Origin of the sequence: Nocardia gamkensis NBRC 108242, assembly GCF_001612985.1 — a bacterium.
Lineage (GTDB): Bacteria > Actinomycetota > Actinomycetes > Mycobacteriales > Mycobacteriaceae > Nocardia > Nocardia gamkensis.
In genome coordinates this window covers 1-14,307 of record NZ_BDBM01000026.1, presented here as the reverse complement: position 1 = coordinate 14,307, position 14,307 = coordinate 1, and the positions used below count along the sequence as shown (strand labels likewise).

Sequence of the window (14,307 nt, the reverse complement as noted above, 5' to 3'; positions counted from 1 at the left end):
CGACCGGGCCACGCCTTCGGTGCCGGGCAGCGACCCGTCCGCCATGCCCGCAGCCGAGGACCGCCGCACCGGCGCCAGGACCATGCTGATCATCGGCGGTCTCCTCTTGGTCGCCGCGCTGTTGCTAGGCGCACGTCAGGCCCACCGGCGACGCTGATCGAACCGGCGTACGCGACACTCGGCGCGACGGGCCGGATCAACGACGGCCGGGCAACTTGCGTAGGCCGGAAAGCGCGAGGGCCGCGAGCGCGCCCGCACCGAAGTAGGTGGCGCCCACGCCCACCGATATATCGCGTGCGCTGACCCGCGGCGCGATCACGGCCGGCCCGGGTGCGGGGATCTCCGCTTCCGGCTCGTTCTCCGTGGCGGTGGCGGCCCAGGCGGTCGCGAACAGGACGATGCGGTAGGTGACGTAACTGAACACCATCAGGCCGATGATCGAGCCGAAGGCGGCGCCTGCGGGGCTGCTCAGCACCGATCGCAGATAGATCGACGCGACGATCTTGAACACCTCGAACACCAGCGCGGCGATGGCAGCCGCCTTGACGGCGCTGGCCAGCGTCACCGGCTCCCGGGGCAACCTCGCGATGACCCAGGCGAACACCGCCCAGGAGGCGAGGAACCCGAGCAAGGTCGACACCAGCCACAGCAGCACGCCCGCCCCGGGTGCTTCGCCGAGGCCGAGGCTTTCGAGCACCCGCGAACCGAGGGAACTCGAGGCCAGCGCCGACAACCCCAGCGAGACCGCGAAGGCGAGACCGAGACCCACGAGCGCCCCCAGATCGGACAGCTTGGTCATCAGCCAATTGCCGTCCGGAGACTTCTGCTCCCACTGCTCGGTGAGCGCGGCCCGCAGGTTGGCCATCCAGCCCAGCCCGCTGTAGACGCCGGTGACCAGACCCAGGACACCGACCGCACCCCGCGACTCGACCGCCCGATCGACCAGGTCGTTCACTTGGGTGCCGAACGAGCCCGGGATGTTCTCGACGATCTTGGCCCGCAACTCCTCCAACAATTCCGGATTGCTTGACAAGATCAGGCCCGCGACCGCGAAAGCGACCATCAGCAGCGGGAACAGCGACAGCACAGTGAAATACGTGATGCCCGCCGCGTAATAGTCACCCCGTTGCCGCTGGTAGCGCCCCGCCGTACGGACCAGATGGTCCAGCCAAGGCTGTGCCTGGACCCGGCGTTCGATCCCGGCCTTGACGTTGTCGATCACCTGCACCATTCGCCCCTTCGACCAAGAGACCCGCACGACGCCCGACGGAGCGCACGAAGGTGAAGTAGCCGTTCAGCGACTCAGCAAACCGACCCGGTCGTAGACCTGTGCGAGGGTGTTGCCGGCGATCTCTCGCGCGCGCTCGGCCCCAGCGGCGAGTATGCGGTCGAGCTCACCTTGATCCGACATGTACTCTTGCACCTTCGCACGCAACGGCGTGACGAATTCGACCAGCGCGTCGGCCACGTCGGCTTTCAGCTCGCCGTAACCCTTACCCTCGAAATCCTTCTCCAGCGTGACGATCGGCGCGCCGGTGAGCGAACTCAGGATCACCAGCAGGTTGCTCACGCCCGGCTTGTGTTCCGGGTCGTAGCGGATCTCGCGTTCGGTGTCGGTGACCGCGGACTTCACCTTCTTCGCGGTGACCTTCGGGTCGTCGAGCAGATTGATCAGGCCCGCGTCGGTGGAGGCGGACTTGCTCATCTTGGCGGTGGGATCCTGCAAGTCGTAGATCTTCGCCGTGCCCTTGACGATGTGCGCCTCCGGCACCACGAATGTCTTCTTGAACCGGGTGTTGAAGCGCTGGGCCAGGTTTCGGGTCAGCTCCAGATGCTGGCGCTGGTCCTCGCCGACCGGCACCTGATGGGCGCGGTAGAGCAGGATGTCGGCGGCCATCAGCACCGGGTAGGTGAACAGGCCCACGGTCGCGTTCTCCGCGCCCTGCTTCACCGACTTGTCCTTGAACTGGGTCATCCGGCCGGCCTCGCCGAAACCGGTGAGACAGCTGAGCACCCAGGCCAGCTCGGCGTGCTCGGGCACCTGGCTCTGCACGAACAGGGTGGACTTCTTCGGATCGATGCCGAGGGCGAGCAGCTGGGCGGCGGCGGCCTTCGTGCGCGCCTTCAGCTCCTTGGGATCCTGCGGCACCGTGATCGCGTGCATGTTCGGGATGAAATACAGCGCGTCGTAGTCGTCCTGCATGGTCACCCAGTACTGCAGCGCGCCAAGGTAGTTCCCGAGATGGAACGAGGAGCTGGTCGGCTGGATCCCGGAGAGAACCCGCTGCTTGCGTTCGGCGGCCGGGCTGGGCGCAGGACTGGACATACTCCGATCTTCCCATGCGGCTCAAGCGGAATTTCGCTGCACCCAGTTGCGCGGGTCCACCCCCGGCATACTCGGCCGTCCGCCGCTGACCAGTTCGTGTTCGCGCTGGGACAGCCTCTTGTAGACCGGCGCGCTGGGCCCGGCGAGCGTGCCACGCAACACCGGTGGCACCAGCGGAACCGATATGTGCGCGGTGCGGACCGCCCGGGACAGCCCCTGGTAGGCGACCTCCTCGGCCACGCCCCACCGCATCCCGTACATCCGGCGGATCCGGGGCGGCAGGCTGCCCTGCACCAGCAGGTAGAACGCGGAGGTGACCTGCTGCAACGGCACGCCCTGCGAGTAGGGGACGCGCTGTCCGGCCAGGTAGGCGCCGACCAACCGCGCCTCGTCGGTGAGGAACAGCTCGTCGGAGGCCAGGTAGCCGTCGAAGTACGCGCGAAACTCGCGGTAGCTGCCCGGCGCCGCGTCCGCGGGCATGCCGAACAGCTCGCCCCAGCGCACGTAGTCCTGGTAGAGCCCCTCGCGCTCGCCCTCGGTCATGGTGCGCACCAGCAGGTCGTACATCACCTCGGCCGAGTCGAAGGTGAAGGCCATCGTCATGAACATCAGGTGCGGATCGAGCGCGGAGTACCCGGTGCCCGCGGGGTGGTGGGCTCCGGCATCCTCCGGCAGCGCACCACGCACTCTGACGTGCCGTTTCCTGGTGAACGCCAGGGCGCGGTCGGCCTCCGACCTGCTGCCCAGGAAGACCGCCTCGAACAGGCGGCCGGTCAGCGCGAGCCGGGTGTAGGGCGTCATCCGATGCTCGGTGTTCTCCGCGGTGCCGACATAGAGCAGCGGGTGCACCGCGCCGATCACCAGTGCGCGCAAGCCGTAGGTCAGACCCACCGCGCGCTTGCTCATCACCCGCCGGACCATCGAGTGGTCACTGAAATAGCCGGGCTCGGACATCGTGGCCTCCTCGTCGAGCGCATCTGGCAATAGCTTCCCCCAGAATCCGCCTTTCTGGCAAGACCCTCTGCCAGAATGTTGCGTTGTCGGCACCCGGCGCGGGATCCAGCGCACCTGTAAGAATCGAAGGGTGACGGCGCAACGGACGTACGGGGGCATCTCCGCCGAGGAGCGCCGGGCGCAGCGGCGTGCGGCGCTGCTGGAGGCAGCGCTGGAGATCATCGGCACGGAAGGGCTCGAGAAGCTGACCGTGTCGGGGTTGTGCGCGCGGGCCGGCCTCAACGAGCGGTACTACTACGAGAACTTCGACAGCCGTGACAGCGTGCTCACCGCCCTCACCGACGGAATCGCGGAGGAACTCGCGGTGGCCATCCTCGCCGCGGTGCGCACCGCCGCGCCCGACACGCGCGCGACCGCGCACGCCGCGATCACCGCGGGCGTGCACCTGCTCACCGACGACCCGCGCAAGGCGAAAGCAGCCCTCATCGCGGGCATGGCGACACCGGAGCTACGCGCCCGCACCACCGAGACGGTGCGCGCGTTCGCGCACATGGTGGCCTCGGAGGGCACCGACTTCTACCGGATGCCCGATTCGGCCCCGGCCTCGGCGATCGACTTCCGCGCCCTGTACCTGGTCGGCGGGCTGGTGCAGACGCTGACCGCCTGGTTGCAAGGCGATCTGAACCTCACCCGCGACGAATTGATCGAGCACACGGTCGACGTGTTCGTCCTGCTCGGTGAGGACCTGGCGGAAAAACTGCGGTAACGGTCCCGCTCACAGCCGCAGGGACACGTCCTCGAGGTCGGGTGCGTCGCCTTGCAGGACGACCCGGAAGAGCACGTCCCGCCGCGACCAGTAGGCCGCGCAGTCGCGCATGGCCTCGGCGAACCAGTCGCGCTCGATCGGCTCGTCGGCGAGCAATCCGGCCGAGTCGCGCACCACGGCAACGTATCCGGCCCCTTCACCGAGGAAATCGTCCAGGTCACGCAGGCATTCGTCGAACGCGTCCTTGTTCTCGCCGAAGTAGTACGGGAATTGGAACGCGGCGGCGAACTCGTCGAAGAGCTGGGCGGTGGTGGACATCTTCGCGCCGCGCAGCTCGCGCACCAGGTAACCGGGGGGCGCCTTGTCCCGCACACCGCTGAACTCGGCGGCATCGACGGCGAGGGCGCCGAACGTGACGCGCGGCGGGGCGAGTTCCGCCCTCGGCGGCGCGTCGTCCGCGTCGGGACGGGCAAGGAACTGCGACAGCGTGACGGTCTTTGTCATCAGCGCATCCTCGTGAAGGTCTTGTAGTGGTCACCGGTGTACCAGGCCGAGCCGTCGCTGCCGGTGACGATGCGTTCGGCGTCGCGGGATCGGCCGGACTGCTTGGGATTGACGTCCCATTCCTGATAGGTGATCGGCTTGCCGGAACCGTCCGCGGCGGGCAGGTCGCCGCCGCGGTTCTGCCATCGATCGCCCCCTTTGGTGCCCGGGGCGTTCGCCGAGCCCGGCCACCGGCCCGCATCGATCTCCCGCAGCGTGACGTACGCGCGCTCCGGCACGCCGGACGCCTGGGTGACCGGCGACGCGCTGTCCCCGCGCGGCGCGGTGACCGTACTCGCCGCCGCGGTGGTCGCGCGACTCGCGGACGTGGACGTGGTGGTATCGCCCCCGTCGTACAGGGCGAGCACCGCGGCGAGCAGCACCAGCGCGACCGCGCCCAAAACGCCGAGACCGCGCTTGACCAACGGCGACCGGTTCATCGGTACTGCACCGTGACCGGAGCGTGGTCGGACCAACGCTGGTCGTAGGCGGCGGCGCGCTCGACCTCCGCGTCCTTGGCGCGGGTGGCCACACCGCCTCGGGCCAACTGATAGTCGATGCGCCACCGGATCGACTCGGTTCCACGAACCTTGGAATCGCCCTTGAACAGGGAAGAAACCGGAATGCAGACCCCGTTACGCGCCTTGCTGGCGGCGCGGCTATCCGTCATGACTGACGAATCTACGTGACCCGACAGGCAGTTGGAGCACGGACGCAACTTCTTGCAAGCTCGCGGCTGGACAGAGGTAGGGGCAGCATGGCTGCAGAGGCTTCTAATTGCTGTCCCCATGCCGGGCTTCAAGCGCCCGGTGGATCAACTCTCGCGCCTTCTCGCCGGTCACGGATTGACCGGCAAGAAGGTCGAACGTCCGATGATAAACCTTGATCTCTCGCGGTTGAGTAATCGTCAACTCTGCGGTAATCGCCTCGACAGTTACGCGACGTTCATCGAACATGACGAAATTTGTCACCTGCATCGGCAGTTCCGCGCTTGAAGGAACGATTCCGAAGTTGACGCGGGGCAATCCCATTGCCGCGAGCAACCTATCCAGTTGTCCCGCCATAACCGAGGGGCCACCTACTTTGTTGTATAGCGCTTGCTCACCCATCAGGATATGAAACCGACGGTCACCCAGATATAGAATCTGCTGACGATCCAAACGTTTGGCAACACCTTCATCCAAGTCGTCTGGTATTCCATGAAACTTGATGGACCTTCGCAGAATCGCCGCAGCGTACTCAGCGGTTTGAAGGAGTCCAGGTATCAGCATCGGTTGATACACCCGCATCACCTTGGACTGTTGCATCAAGCGTAGGATCTCGTGCTGCTTTTGCTTTGTTCCGCCGCTGAGCGTGCGCCGCCACTCGCGGTATGCGGCTTCTATGTTCTGGAGTGTTGCGATTAGGTCCGGCATCTCGCTTTCGGCTCCGGTAAGGGAACACCAGACCTGTATGTCAACAACCGATGGCTTTGTCTTACCGTATTCGATTTTCGGCACCCTGGTTTGGTGCCACCCCGCCCGACGCGCAAGCTCACTACCACTGAGCCCGGCGGACTGGCGAAGCCCCCGGAGACGCTCCCCGAGAGCTTCGCGCGCTTGCTGTACAGAGTTAGTCACCGGTCAGAGTTCACCGAGCGTATTCGTTGAACGGAACCGCAGATTGCCACAGCGTTTCTTTCACGCTCCGGCAATAAGCTGCAATACCAGGGTCGATGGTTATTGCCGCTCCAGCGGGCTTACCGTCATTATCTACCAGATTGAAACCTACCTTTGTGTCATCGAACAGCCACCAGTCATCCGAAGGAACTTCCCCGGCAAGATGACGAGGCAGATATCGAATATCTTCGCCAGCGTCTACATTGCTGGCCGTTATGGAAAACAGCCAGCGCTGATAATCGCTGTGAGGCACAGTGACCACTCGAACCCGCGTAACCCTCACCCCACGGCTAACGGTTTCCTGGACCAACTTCGTCCACGGCCGCTTGCCGTATTGGGGCACAGGTGGTTCACCGCCCAGAAACCGGCGCAGCGGTTCGGACTCGCTAGGCACGGAGTAGGTGTCTCTCACTTCCAGGTGGAATGCTTCCCGTTGGGCCTCCCGGAAGAGTTCAGCCCACGGACTAGGCTGCTGCAGTAACACCGTAATAAGTCCTCTCTGCCTTCGGCACTTCGACGGCGGTCTCGTGAGGTTCCATGCTCATCTGATCCAACGTCTCACGGTCAGTGATCGGCCGACCGGACATCAGGAAGGTTCCCCGGCCCGTGTCCGTCATGGTGGCCCCGATGAAGGTGTCCGGCTCAGCGAACCCGGTCAGAAGGTGCGGTATCTCCACCGTCCGCGGTGTTTCCGTCTTCCAGCCCACCACAACGTAGGTACCCGTATCCGTCGCGAACAACGTGGGGCACTCACCGTCACCCGAACCACCCTTACCAAGGAATTTCAACCACATCACGCGTCTCCTGTCTGGTTCTACGCGCAACTATGCTTGCGCGCCTCCATACTCCCTCCCGCGAGGCACTGGTTACCTCGGATTAGGCCAATTTGGGCATAGTTCGGCATAGGTGTGGTGGCGTTAGGCGGACGTTTCCTAGCGTCTGAGCTGGCCCCCGTGACATGTGATGCCAACCGGTCACGGGGTGCCTACCAACACCGGACTACAGGAGTCGAGATGGATAGGCGCACACGACTGTTCGTGTTCCCAGGCGGGTTGTTGGAGGTCTACGACAACGGCGACGAAGACGGTTCGGTGTACCTGGAGTTGTTCGGGCCGGACCCCCGGACCGAGCCAACGAGCTGCCACCCAACCGAACCAGAGGTTTCCTGATGCTCGACTGGCATATCGGCTTGGTCGTGGCGGTCTGCATCCCCCTCGGCGTGTTCGCGGTGGCGGTGTTCTGGCCTGCGCGGATGCCGAAAGAGAAGTCTGTGCGAGCGATCCGGGAACGGATCGAATGCGAAGATACGGGTCGGCAATCTGGATGACTGATGACGATCTTCCGGAACGTGACCCGGGTGCGAGATCTGGCCTGTTTCTACTCTCTGGCTTCGACGAGTGGGAACCTCCGACGCCCGATCTTCTAGAACGAGTCAAGTCCGGACTGAATAATTCGAATCCAAAACCGGGGGGTTCCCTTTGAAGACCAACATTGCGCGATTAGGGGTTATCTCTGCGGCCGTGCTGGTCGGCACGAGTCCAGTGGCTACTGTCGGCACCGGCACGGCCCGCGCTGCCCTCAGTTGTGATTTCGAGTTCACGCGCAGCGTGCCGACAGTGCTACCGCCCCAGATCACGGGGAATGGCATTGCCGCCTGTGATGTCCCGCCGGACGAACACATACTTACGTTGTCGCTGGACTATCAAGAGGGTGGTAGGTGGGTTTCTGCCTCCGCCCGTGCCGATTCGACCATTCCACCGCCGTACCGGGCCGGTGGACACTCCTACACGGTGTCGGCCGCGTGCTACGCCGGGAGATGGCGCGTCAGTGTCGGCATACGGGGGAAGATTCAGGGTACCGACCTCGCAGTGTCACCCCCGATCCTGAAGGAGCCAGAGTTGTGTCTACACCCGAACCGATCGAGTACCCGATAGATCCCGATAGCCCGGCGGAGTTCCCCGGAAAGCTGCCGCGAGAGCTTTCGGTGGCGCTCCGTGATCAGTTGCAGAAGATTGCCGAGGAAGTGAACCCGTACCTCGGTCCAGACCACCGGGCCATAAGCGCACTGCTCAAAGCTGCACAAGAGTTGGCGGTAGTCACCTTCCCGAGGTCGGGGCAGTACGCCGAGTACACCCCGGACGAATGACCCAGAAGGGGATCAGCCACCCACGGCCATTCGGCCATGATCGAAGTAGGCCCCGGTTTCCGCCGGGGCCCACGCCCCCGCTGTCGCTCACACAAATGGACGCAGAACTTCACACTCGAGTACTCGGCCGTCGTCGGCCCCGGCGGTCAGCGCCGCCAGAACCTGTCAGCCTGGTTGCACACATACCGTCTCGGCACCGGGAACCGCGCCGGTCGGGGCTGGGATGACTACCGGCTCGTATGCCTTCTCCGCAAACTCCACCGTGACGGGAGCATGGTCAGACCAACGCTCGGCGTATGTCGCCGCACGCTCCACCCGTGCCGACACGGCTCGGGATGCGATATCCGCGGTTGTGTAAACCGCGTCGATGCGCCAACCGGTGTCGTTGTCGAAGGCGCGTCCCCGGTAGGACCACCAGCTGTACGGACCGTCGACCCCGGGATGCAGGTGGCGCACGACGTCGACGTAGCCTGCGGCCAGCAGCTCATCAATCCACGCCCGCTCCTGCGGCAGGAAGCCTGCCGACTTCAGGTTGCCTTTCCAGTTCTTCAAGTCCCGCTCGGTGTGCGCGATGTTCCAGTCCCCGGCGACCACGAAGTCCCCGGTTCGCGCGGTGAGATAGGCGCCGAGTTCGGCCATGAAGCGGTACTTCTCGTCTTGGCGCACCGTGCCCGCGTCGCCGGAGTGCACGTAGACGCTGGCCACGGTGACGTCGTCGAAGTCGGCCTCGAGATAGCGTCCCGCGGCGGCGAACTCGCTGCTGCCGAAGCCGACTCGCACGGCGCGGGGCGTCCGCCGGGACAGGATGCCGACACCGGCGCGGCCCTTCGATTCCGGCTCCGCATGCGACAGTTGCCATCCCGCGTCGAGCGCGGGAGCCAGCGCGGCCCGGACCTGCTCGTCGGTCGCGCGGGTCTCCTGCACGCACACGACGTCGGCTTCGGTGGCCGCGAGCCAGGCCAGCAGCCCCTTGCCCGCGGCGGCGCGGACACCGTTCACGTTCACTGTCGAGATATACGGCACCTCACGACCGTACAATGCTGGTCAGATGAAGTCCCCCCGGACACTGCCGTCCAGGAAGGGGTGAAGACGATGTCGTCCGACACCTCCCAGTCCTCCTCCGCCGCCGCGCGCGGCTCCACCCCGGCGAAACAGCCACAGCCGATCAAGGCACTGCATGTGGGTTCCGGCGATCCCCTGCTGTTGCTGCACGGATTCATGATGTCGCCGCACTGCTGGGAGCAGACCGCCGCGCGGCTGTCGACGCACTGCGAAGTGTTCGCGCCCGCGTTCGCGGGGCACTGGGGCGGTGCGCCCACCGAGGGCCCGGCGGTCAACGTCTCGACGCTGGCCGACGGGATCTGTGATCAGCTCGACGAACTGGGCTGGCGCACCTGCCATATCGCGGGCAACTCCCTCGGCGGGCTGGTCGGCGTCGAACTCGCCCGCCGCGGACGCGCCCGCACCTTGACGCTCATCGCGCCCGCGGGCGGCTGGCACGCGCCCTCGCTGACCCAGTGGCGGATCAACCTGAAATTCCTCTCGCTGGTGCCGATCGTCCAGATCGGCAAGCGCTTGGGCGGATTCGCGATCGGCAACCCCCTCGCCCAGCGGATCGCGCTGCTCGCGCTGAGCAAACAGGCCTCCGCGGTCTCCCGCCGCGACGCCGCCGCCGCCCTCGCCGCCGCACTGCACTGCCCGGCGATGGTGCCGATGATCCTCGGCGCGATGCGAGCGCCGGCCCAGGAGGACCTGTCCACCCTGCGGACGCCGGTCCGGCTGCTGCTCGCGGAGTACGACCGGGTCATCCCCAACCGCGTCTACGCGCGCCGCTACCTGAAGGAACTGCCCGAATCCGCCGACCGCATCCTGGTCAACGGCGTCGGCCACGTGCCGATGCTGGAAGCGCCCGACCGCATCGCCACCCTCATCGCCGAGCACGTGTACGCCAGCCGCACGCGGTTGCGCGCTGTGTGATTTGGCCGCGACTTCGTCGCGGCGTGTTCGCGAGCCGGGCCGCGAACGGAACATGCTCGGTCTCGCTTCGCTCGAAACCGGGAGTCGGGGTGAGCTGGGCGCGTTGATGATCGAGCTGCGGGCATAGGGCACGCGGCTCGGTGCCGCGAGCGGGCGGTGTCGGTTTCGCTTCGGTCGAGACCTGTGGTTGAGGTCAACTGGGCGCGTCGGCAGCTCAGGACCACATGCACACGGTCGGAGCGGCCCGACTCGATTGCCGGCAGGGTCGCACCTCGAAGACACGAGCCCGGGGGCAGGACACGGCGAAGGTCGCCCGGCTCGACAGGCGGTAGGGCCCATGTGGTCGTGTGCAGCGGTGTTCATAGGACTGACGGCGGCCGAGCCCGTGATCGCACGGCGGCCGACGAATGACCGCCGTGCGCACGCGCGCCGAGACGGCAGACAGCCCGGTCACAAACGGCCGGAGCTCGGTCGGTTCGCTCGAATCCGTGAGCGCCGAGGAAGTTGCCGAGTGAGGTGGGCCGGCTCGAAACTACTGCGCGAGCAGCCCCTTCGCGATGTGGGTCACCTGGATCTCGTTGCTGCCCGCGTAGATCATCAGCGACTTGGCGTCGCGCGCGAGTTGCTCCACGTGGTACTCGGTCATGTAGCCGTTGCCGCCGAAGAGCTGGACCGCTTCCATCGCCACCTCGGTGGCCGCCTCGGAGGCGTACAGCTTCATCGCGGAGGCCTCGGCCAGGGTCGGGGGTTTGCCCGCGCGGCCCCGCTCCAGCGTGTTGAACACCATGTTCTGCACATTGATCCGCGCGATCTCCATCTTCGCCAGCTTCAGCTGGACGAGTTGGAAGCGTCCGATCTCCTGGCCCCAGAGTTTGCGGCTCTTGGCGTACTCCAGGCACAGCCGATGACACTCATTGATGATGCCCAGCGCCATGAAGGCCACGCCGATGCGCTCGGCGGTGAAGCTGGACCGGGCGCTGTCGCGGCCGTCGCCGCCCTTGTGCTCCTCGGTTTCGCCGAGCAGCCGGTCGCGGCCGACGCGCACGTTGTCGAAGAACAGTTCACCGGTCGGGGAGGAATGCAGGCCCATCTTCTTGAACGGCTTGCCCTGGGTGAGGCCTGGCATGCCCTTGTCGAGCACGAAGGTGAGCACCTTGCGTTCGCGCTTGTCACCGCCCGCGCCGTCGTCGAGCTTCGCGTAGACGATCATCACGTCGGCGAAGGGACCGTTGGTGATGAAGGTCTTCTGACCGTTGAGCAGGTAGTCCTCGCCGTCGCGCTTGACGTAGGTCTTCATGCCGCCGAACGCGTCGGAACCGGAGTCCGGTTCGGTGATCGCCCAGGACGCCACCTTCCGCATGGTGACGATGTCCTCCAGCCAGCGCTGCTTCTGCGCCAGCGTGCCGCGCGACATGATGGTGGTGGCACCGAGACCGATACTCACGCCCATCGCGGTGACCAGGCCCATGCACACCCCGGACAGCTCACCGATGAGCACCGCCATCAGCGATTCCTGTCCGGCGAACGGACTCGAACCAGAGGCCTTCTTCTCCGGCTTCGGCTCCCCCGCCGCCACGGCGGCCTCCCGCGCCTCCTGCTTGGCCAGCATCTTCTGCACGGCCTCGCCGCCCATCACGTCGATCCCGAACTCGCGGAACAACTTCCGGATGACGGGGTACGGCGGCAGTTCGCCGCTGTCGAGCGCGTCCAAGTTGGGACGGATCTCCTTGTCGATGAACCCCCGGACGGCATCGCGGATCATTACATCGGTCTCGGACCATTCGAACATCGTCGTTCTCCTCACATTCCCCGGGATCAGGGCAGCCGGGCGGCGATGTCGTCGATCAGCCAGGGACCCTCGGTCTCGATGGTCTTCACATCGTGCCAACCCGCCAGCTCGGAGATCGCGCCGCCCTGCACCGCGAACACCTTGCCGGTGATCGGGCACGTCTCGGCGGCCAGGTACGCGACCAGCGGCGCGATATTGGCCGGGGCGAAGGCGTCGAACCCGCCCTCGGAGGACTCCGCCTCGGCCGCCAGCATCTCGCCCATGCCGGGAGTGGCCAGGGTGAGCCGGGTGCGCGCGATCGGCGCGATCGCGTTGACCCGCACGCCGTAGCGCGCCAGCTCGTCGGCGGCCACCAGGGTCAGGGCGGCGATCGCGGCCTTGGCCGCGCCGTAATTGGCTTGTCCCGGGTTGGGCAGGGTGGTGCCGGACGCCGATGCGGTGTTGATCACCGCGGCATCGGGCTGATTGCCCGCCTTGGACTGCTTCTTCCAATACGCGGCGGCATGATGCAGCACCGCGGCGTGCCCCTTGAGATGCACGGCGATCACCGCGTCCCACTGCGCTTCGGACATGCCCGCGATGAAGGCGTCGCGCAGGATGCCCGCGTTGTTGACCACGACGTCGAGGCCGCCGAACTCGGTGACCGCCTGTTCGACCAGCTTCTGCGCGCCGTCCCAGGTGGCGACGTCGTCGGTGTTGGCCACCGCCCTGCCGCCGGCGGCGACGATCTCGCGCGCCACATCCTGGGCGGGACCGCTGTCGGTCCCCTCGCCCGCGTTGCTGCCGCCGAGGTCGTTGACGACCACCGCGGCGCCCTCCTTCGCGAACAGCAGTGCGTGCTCGCGGCCGATGCCGCGACCCGCACCGGTGATGACGGCGACCCGTCCGTCCAGTACGCCCATGTGTTGTCTCCTGAAGTCGCGCCGAATCCGGCGATGGGAAGGAACGCGGCGGAATCAGTGCCGCCGCTGGAGGATCAGTCGGCGATCTCGGCCAGTCCGTCGCTGAGCACGACATCGTCGCCGCGCACGGTCTCGAAGGCGTAGCGGGTGATCCCGTCGGAGGAGCCTGCCTTCCAGACGCGGGTCTCCAGCTCGTCACCGGGGAAAACCAGCTTGGCGAAGCGCACCGCGAACCGCCTGAGCCGATGCACATCCGACTCCGCGACCTCGGTGAGCACCGCCCAGGACGCGAACGCCATGGTGCACAGCCCGTGCGCGATGATGCCGGGCAGTCCGGCATCCTCGGCAACCTGCTCGTCCAGGTGCAGCGGTACCGGATCACCGGAAGCCGGTGCGTAACGGAAGGTCTGGTCGTGGTCCACGTGCTGCGCCACCACGGCTGCCGGATCCTGCTCGCGCAGCCGTTCGTCGAACTTGTGCGCCGGAGCGGCCGCCCCGACCGTCGCGCCCGCGTCGATATTGCGGAAGAAGGCGGTCAGGTATTGGTCGTTGACCGGTTCGCCCGCGTCCGTGCGGCATTCGATGCGGATGGTGATGGTGGTCCCGTTGGGTCGGCTGGTGTAGCCGATCGCCTTGGCGCGCGACACCAGCCGGTCGCCGGGCCGGATCGCGCGGTGGAAGTGGAAGTCCTGCTCCCCGTGCACGACCCGGCCGAAGATGTCCATCGGCGCGACATCGATGACGGGCATCATCATGGCCTCGAAGACCGGGACGATGGCGAACACCGGCGCGGCCACCGTACCGGCCAGATGCGCGGCGATCGGATCGTTCGTCGCTGCCGCGTACTCCGCCACGCGTTCGGCGGTGACCTCGAAACGCTCCTCGTCGGACCAGGTTTCCAAACCACTGTCGTCGAACTCGACGACACGGGCGGTGGCGCTCATGCGGCCAGGGCGTCGAGTTGTTCGAGTGATCGGTCCAGCTGTTTGATGCCGTCCTTCTCCACCGCTTTGCCGAGCGCGCCCTTGATCAGGGCGCCTTCGAAATCACCGGACACCAGGATGCTGCTTCCCTCGCCGTTGGGCCGGATATCGAAGGTGAACTCGGTCTTCACCCCGGCCATGCCGGTGCCGCCGAGGGTCAGCTTGTGCGGCGCGTCCACCGAGACGATGGTCCACTCCAGCTTGTTCGCCATGCCGAGCATCACGATCTTGGCGACCAGCTTGACGCCCTCGGTGAGTACGGC

18 protein-coding genes and 1 pseudogene are annotated in these 14,307 nt (G+C 66.2%); 5 read left to right on the top strand and 14 right to left on the bottom strand.

Annotation, left to right across the window (positions count from 1 at the left end; genetic code table 11):
- Positions 1 to 196: 196 nt before the first annotated feature.
- The 3 genes from yhjD to NG1_RS20985 all read right to left on the bottom strand — a co-directional run bounded on the left by yhjD (position 197) and on the right by NG1_RS20985 (position 3,280).
- Positions 197 to 1,228, bottom strand: a complete 1,032-nt coding sequence (gene yhjD / locus NG1_RS20995) for an inner membrane protein YhjD (RefSeq protein WP_084499073.1) — start codon at positions 1,226 to 1,228, stop codon at positions 197 to 199.
- A gap of 66 nt (positions 1,229 to 1,294) precedes the next feature.
- The gene (gene trpS / locus NG1_RS20990; protein ID WP_062973315.1) at positions 1,295 to 2,326 is read right to left on the bottom strand and encodes a tryptophan--tRNA ligase; all 1,032 of its coding nucleotides are present in this window, start codon (positions 2,324 to 2,326) and stop codon (positions 1,295 to 1,297) included.
- A gap of 21 nt (positions 2,327 to 2,347) precedes the next feature.
- Positions 2,348 to 3,280 (bottom strand): oxygenase MpaB family protein, encoded by a 933-nt coding sequence (locus tag NG1_RS20985; protein ID WP_062973313.1) that lies wholly within the window; start codon positions 3,278 to 3,280, stop codon positions 2,348 to 2,350.
- Between the two features lie 130 nt (positions 3,281 to 3,410).
- Here NG1_RS20985 and NG1_RS20980 point away from each other — a divergent pair, with 130 nt between their 5' ends.
- Positions 3,411 to 4,046 carry a TetR/AcrR family transcriptional regulator gene (locus tag NG1_RS20980; RefSeq protein ID WP_062973312.1) on the top strand — a complete coding sequence of 212 codons (636 nt, stop codon included), beginning with the start codon at positions 3,411 to 3,413 and terminating at the stop codon, positions 4,044 to 4,046.
- A 9-nt stretch (positions 4,047 to 4,055) separates the two neighbouring features.
- Here NG1_RS20980 and NG1_RS20975 read toward each other — a convergent pair whose 3' ends face one another.
- From NG1_RS20975 to NG1_RS20955, 6 genes and pseudogenes are all read right to left on the bottom strand, one after another.
- A complete protein-coding gene (locus tag NG1_RS20975) occupies positions 4,056 to 4,550 on the bottom strand; it encodes a barstar family protein (protein ID WP_062973310.1) in 495 nt (164 codons plus the stop codon).
- Complete coding sequence (locus NG1_RS20970) at positions 4,550 to 5,029, bottom strand: guanyl-specific ribonuclease (protein WP_062973308.1); 480 nt, start codon at positions 5,027 to 5,029, stop codon at positions 4,550 to 4,552. The genes NG1_RS20975 and NG1_RS20970 overlap by 1 nt, the downstream gene beginning before the upstream one ends.
- Positions 5,026 to 5,154 (bottom strand): annotated as a pseudogene (locus tag NG1_RS36810) (exodeoxyribonuclease III); the annotation flags it as partial. The gene NG1_RS20970 and the pseudogene NG1_RS36810, both read right to left, overlap by 4 nt.
- Positions 5,155 to 5,362: 208 nt before the next feature.
- Positions 5,363 to 6,208 (bottom strand): helix-turn-helix domain-containing protein, encoded by an 846-nt coding sequence (locus NG1_RS20960; RefSeq protein ID WP_062973304.1) that lies wholly within the window; start codon positions 6,206 to 6,208, stop codon positions 5,363 to 5,365.
- A gap of 10 nt (positions 6,209 to 6,218) precedes the next feature.
- The gene (locus NG1_RS39055; protein ID WP_084499070.1) at positions 6,219 to 6,731 is read right to left on the bottom strand and encodes a DUF6879 family protein; all 513 of its coding nucleotides are present in this window, start codon (positions 6,729 to 6,731) and stop codon (positions 6,219 to 6,221) included.
- Positions 6,712 to 7,041 carry a hypothetical protein gene (locus tag NG1_RS20955; RefSeq protein ID WP_062973302.1) on the bottom strand — a complete coding sequence of 110 codons (330 nt, stop codon included), beginning with the start codon at positions 7,039 to 7,041 and terminating at the stop codon, positions 6,712 to 6,714. Before NG1_RS20955 ends, NG1_RS39055 begins: the two co-directional genes overlap by 20 nt.
- A 219-nt stretch (positions 7,042 to 7,260) precedes the next feature.
- Between NG1_RS20955 and NG1_RS36805 the strand changes: the two genes are divergently transcribed.
- The 3 genes from NG1_RS36805 to NG1_RS20950 all read left to right on the top strand — a co-directional run bounded on the left by NG1_RS36805 (position 7,261) and on the right by NG1_RS20950 (position 8,393).
- Positions 7,261 to 7,416, top strand: a complete 156-nt coding sequence (locus NG1_RS36805) for a hypothetical protein (protein ID WP_157114147.1) — start codon at positions 7,261 to 7,263, stop codon at positions 7,414 to 7,416.
- On the top strand, positions 7,416 to 7,574 hold the full coding sequence (locus NG1_RS36800) for a hypothetical protein (RefSeq protein ID WP_157114146.1): 159 nt from the start codon (positions 7,416 to 7,418) through the stop codon (positions 7,572 to 7,574). Before NG1_RS36805 ends, NG1_RS36800 begins: the two co-directional genes overlap by 1 nt.
- A 573-nt stretch (positions 7,575 to 8,147) precedes the next feature.
- On the top strand, positions 8,148 to 8,393 hold the full coding sequence (locus NG1_RS20950) for a hypothetical protein (RefSeq protein WP_062973300.1): 246 nt from the start codon (positions 8,148 to 8,150) through the stop codon (positions 8,391 to 8,393).
- Positions 8,394 to 8,558: 165 nt separating this feature from the next.
- On the opposite strand, the gene NG1_RS20945 is transcribed toward NG1_RS20950, so the two are convergent.
- Positions 8,559 to 9,416 (bottom strand): exodeoxyribonuclease III, encoded by an 858-nt coding sequence (locus NG1_RS20945; RefSeq protein ID WP_084499072.1) that lies wholly within the window; start codon positions 9,414 to 9,416, stop codon positions 8,559 to 8,561.
- 69 nt (positions 9,417 to 9,485) lie between these two features.
- On the opposite strand from NG1_RS20945, the gene ephH reads away from it, so the two are divergent.
- Complete coding sequence (gene ephH / locus NG1_RS20940) at positions 9,486 to 10,370, top strand: epoxide hydrolase EphH (RefSeq protein WP_062973318.1); 885 nt, start codon at positions 9,486 to 9,488, stop codon at positions 10,368 to 10,370.
- Positions 10,371 to 10,902: 532 nt separating this feature from the next.
- On the opposite strand, the gene NG1_RS20935 is transcribed toward ephH, so the two are convergent.
- The 4 genes from NG1_RS20935 to NG1_RS20920 form a co-directional block, all read right to left on the bottom strand.
- On the bottom strand, positions 10,903 to 12,159 hold the full coding sequence (locus NG1_RS20935) for an acyl-CoA dehydrogenase family protein (RefSeq protein WP_062973298.1): 1,257 nt from the start codon (positions 12,157 to 12,159) through the stop codon (positions 10,903 to 10,905).
- A gap of 26 nt (positions 12,160 to 12,185) precedes the next feature.
- Complete coding sequence (locus NG1_RS20930; protein WP_062973296.1) at positions 12,186 to 13,061, bottom strand: SDR family oxidoreductase; 876 nt, start codon at positions 13,059 to 13,061, stop codon at positions 12,186 to 12,188.
- A gap of 74 nt (positions 13,062 to 13,135) precedes the next feature.
- Positions 13,136 to 14,005: a MaoC/PaaZ C-terminal domain-containing protein gene (locus NG1_RS20925; RefSeq protein ID WP_062973294.1), complete on the bottom strand. Its 870-nt coding sequence runs from the start codon at positions 14,003 to 14,005 to the stop codon at positions 13,136 to 13,138.
- Positions 14,002 to 14,307: type II toxin-antitoxin system Rv0910 family toxin (locus NG1_RS20920; protein ID WP_062973292.1), on the bottom strand; the 306-nt coding region annotated here is incomplete at its 5' end. The genes NG1_RS20925 and NG1_RS20920, both read right to left, overlap by 4 nt.

Coding starts and splice junctions, on each gene's coding strand:
- ephH (WP_062973318.1), top strand. CDS start 9,486: ATGTCGTCCGACACCTCCCAGTCCTCCTCCGCCGCCGCGCGCGGCTCC.
- NG1_RS20935 (WP_062973298.1), bottom strand. CDS start 12,159: ATGTTCGAATGGTCCGAGACCGATGTAATGATCCGCGATGCCGTCCGG.
- NG1_RS36800 (WP_157114146.1), top strand. CDS start 7,416: ATGCTCGACTGGCATATCGGCTTGGTCGTGGCGGTCTGCATCCCCCTC.
- trpS (WP_062973315.1), bottom strand. CDS start 2,326: ATGTCCAGTCCTGCGCCCAGCCCGGCCGCCGAACGCAAGCAGCGGGTT.
- NG1_RS20955 (WP_062973302.1), bottom strand. CDS start 7,041: ATGTGGTTGAAATTCCTTGGTAAGGGTGGTTCGGGTGACGGTGAGTGC.
- NG1_RS20970 (WP_062973308.1), bottom strand. CDS start 5,029: ATGAACCGGTCGCCGTTGGTCAAGCGCGGTCTCGGCGTTTTGGGCGCG.
- NG1_RS20930 (WP_062973296.1), bottom strand. CDS start 13,061: ATGGGCGTACTGGACGGACGGGTCGCCGTCATCACCGGTGCGGGTCGC.
- NG1_RS20985 (WP_062973313.1), bottom strand. CDS start 3,280: ATGTCCGAGCCCGGCTATTTCAGTGACCACTCGATGGTCCGGCGGGTG.
- NG1_RS20975 (WP_062973310.1), bottom strand. CDS start 4,550: ATGACAAAGACCGTCACGCTGTCGCAGTTCCTTGCCCGTCCCGACGCG.
- NG1_RS20925 (WP_062973294.1), bottom strand. CDS start 14,005: ATGAGCGCCACCGCCCGTGTCGTCGAGTTCGACGACAGTGGTTTGGAA.
- NG1_RS36805 (WP_157114147.1), top strand. CDS start 7,261: ATGGATAGGCGCACACGACTGTTCGTGTTCCCAGGCGGGTTGTTGGAG.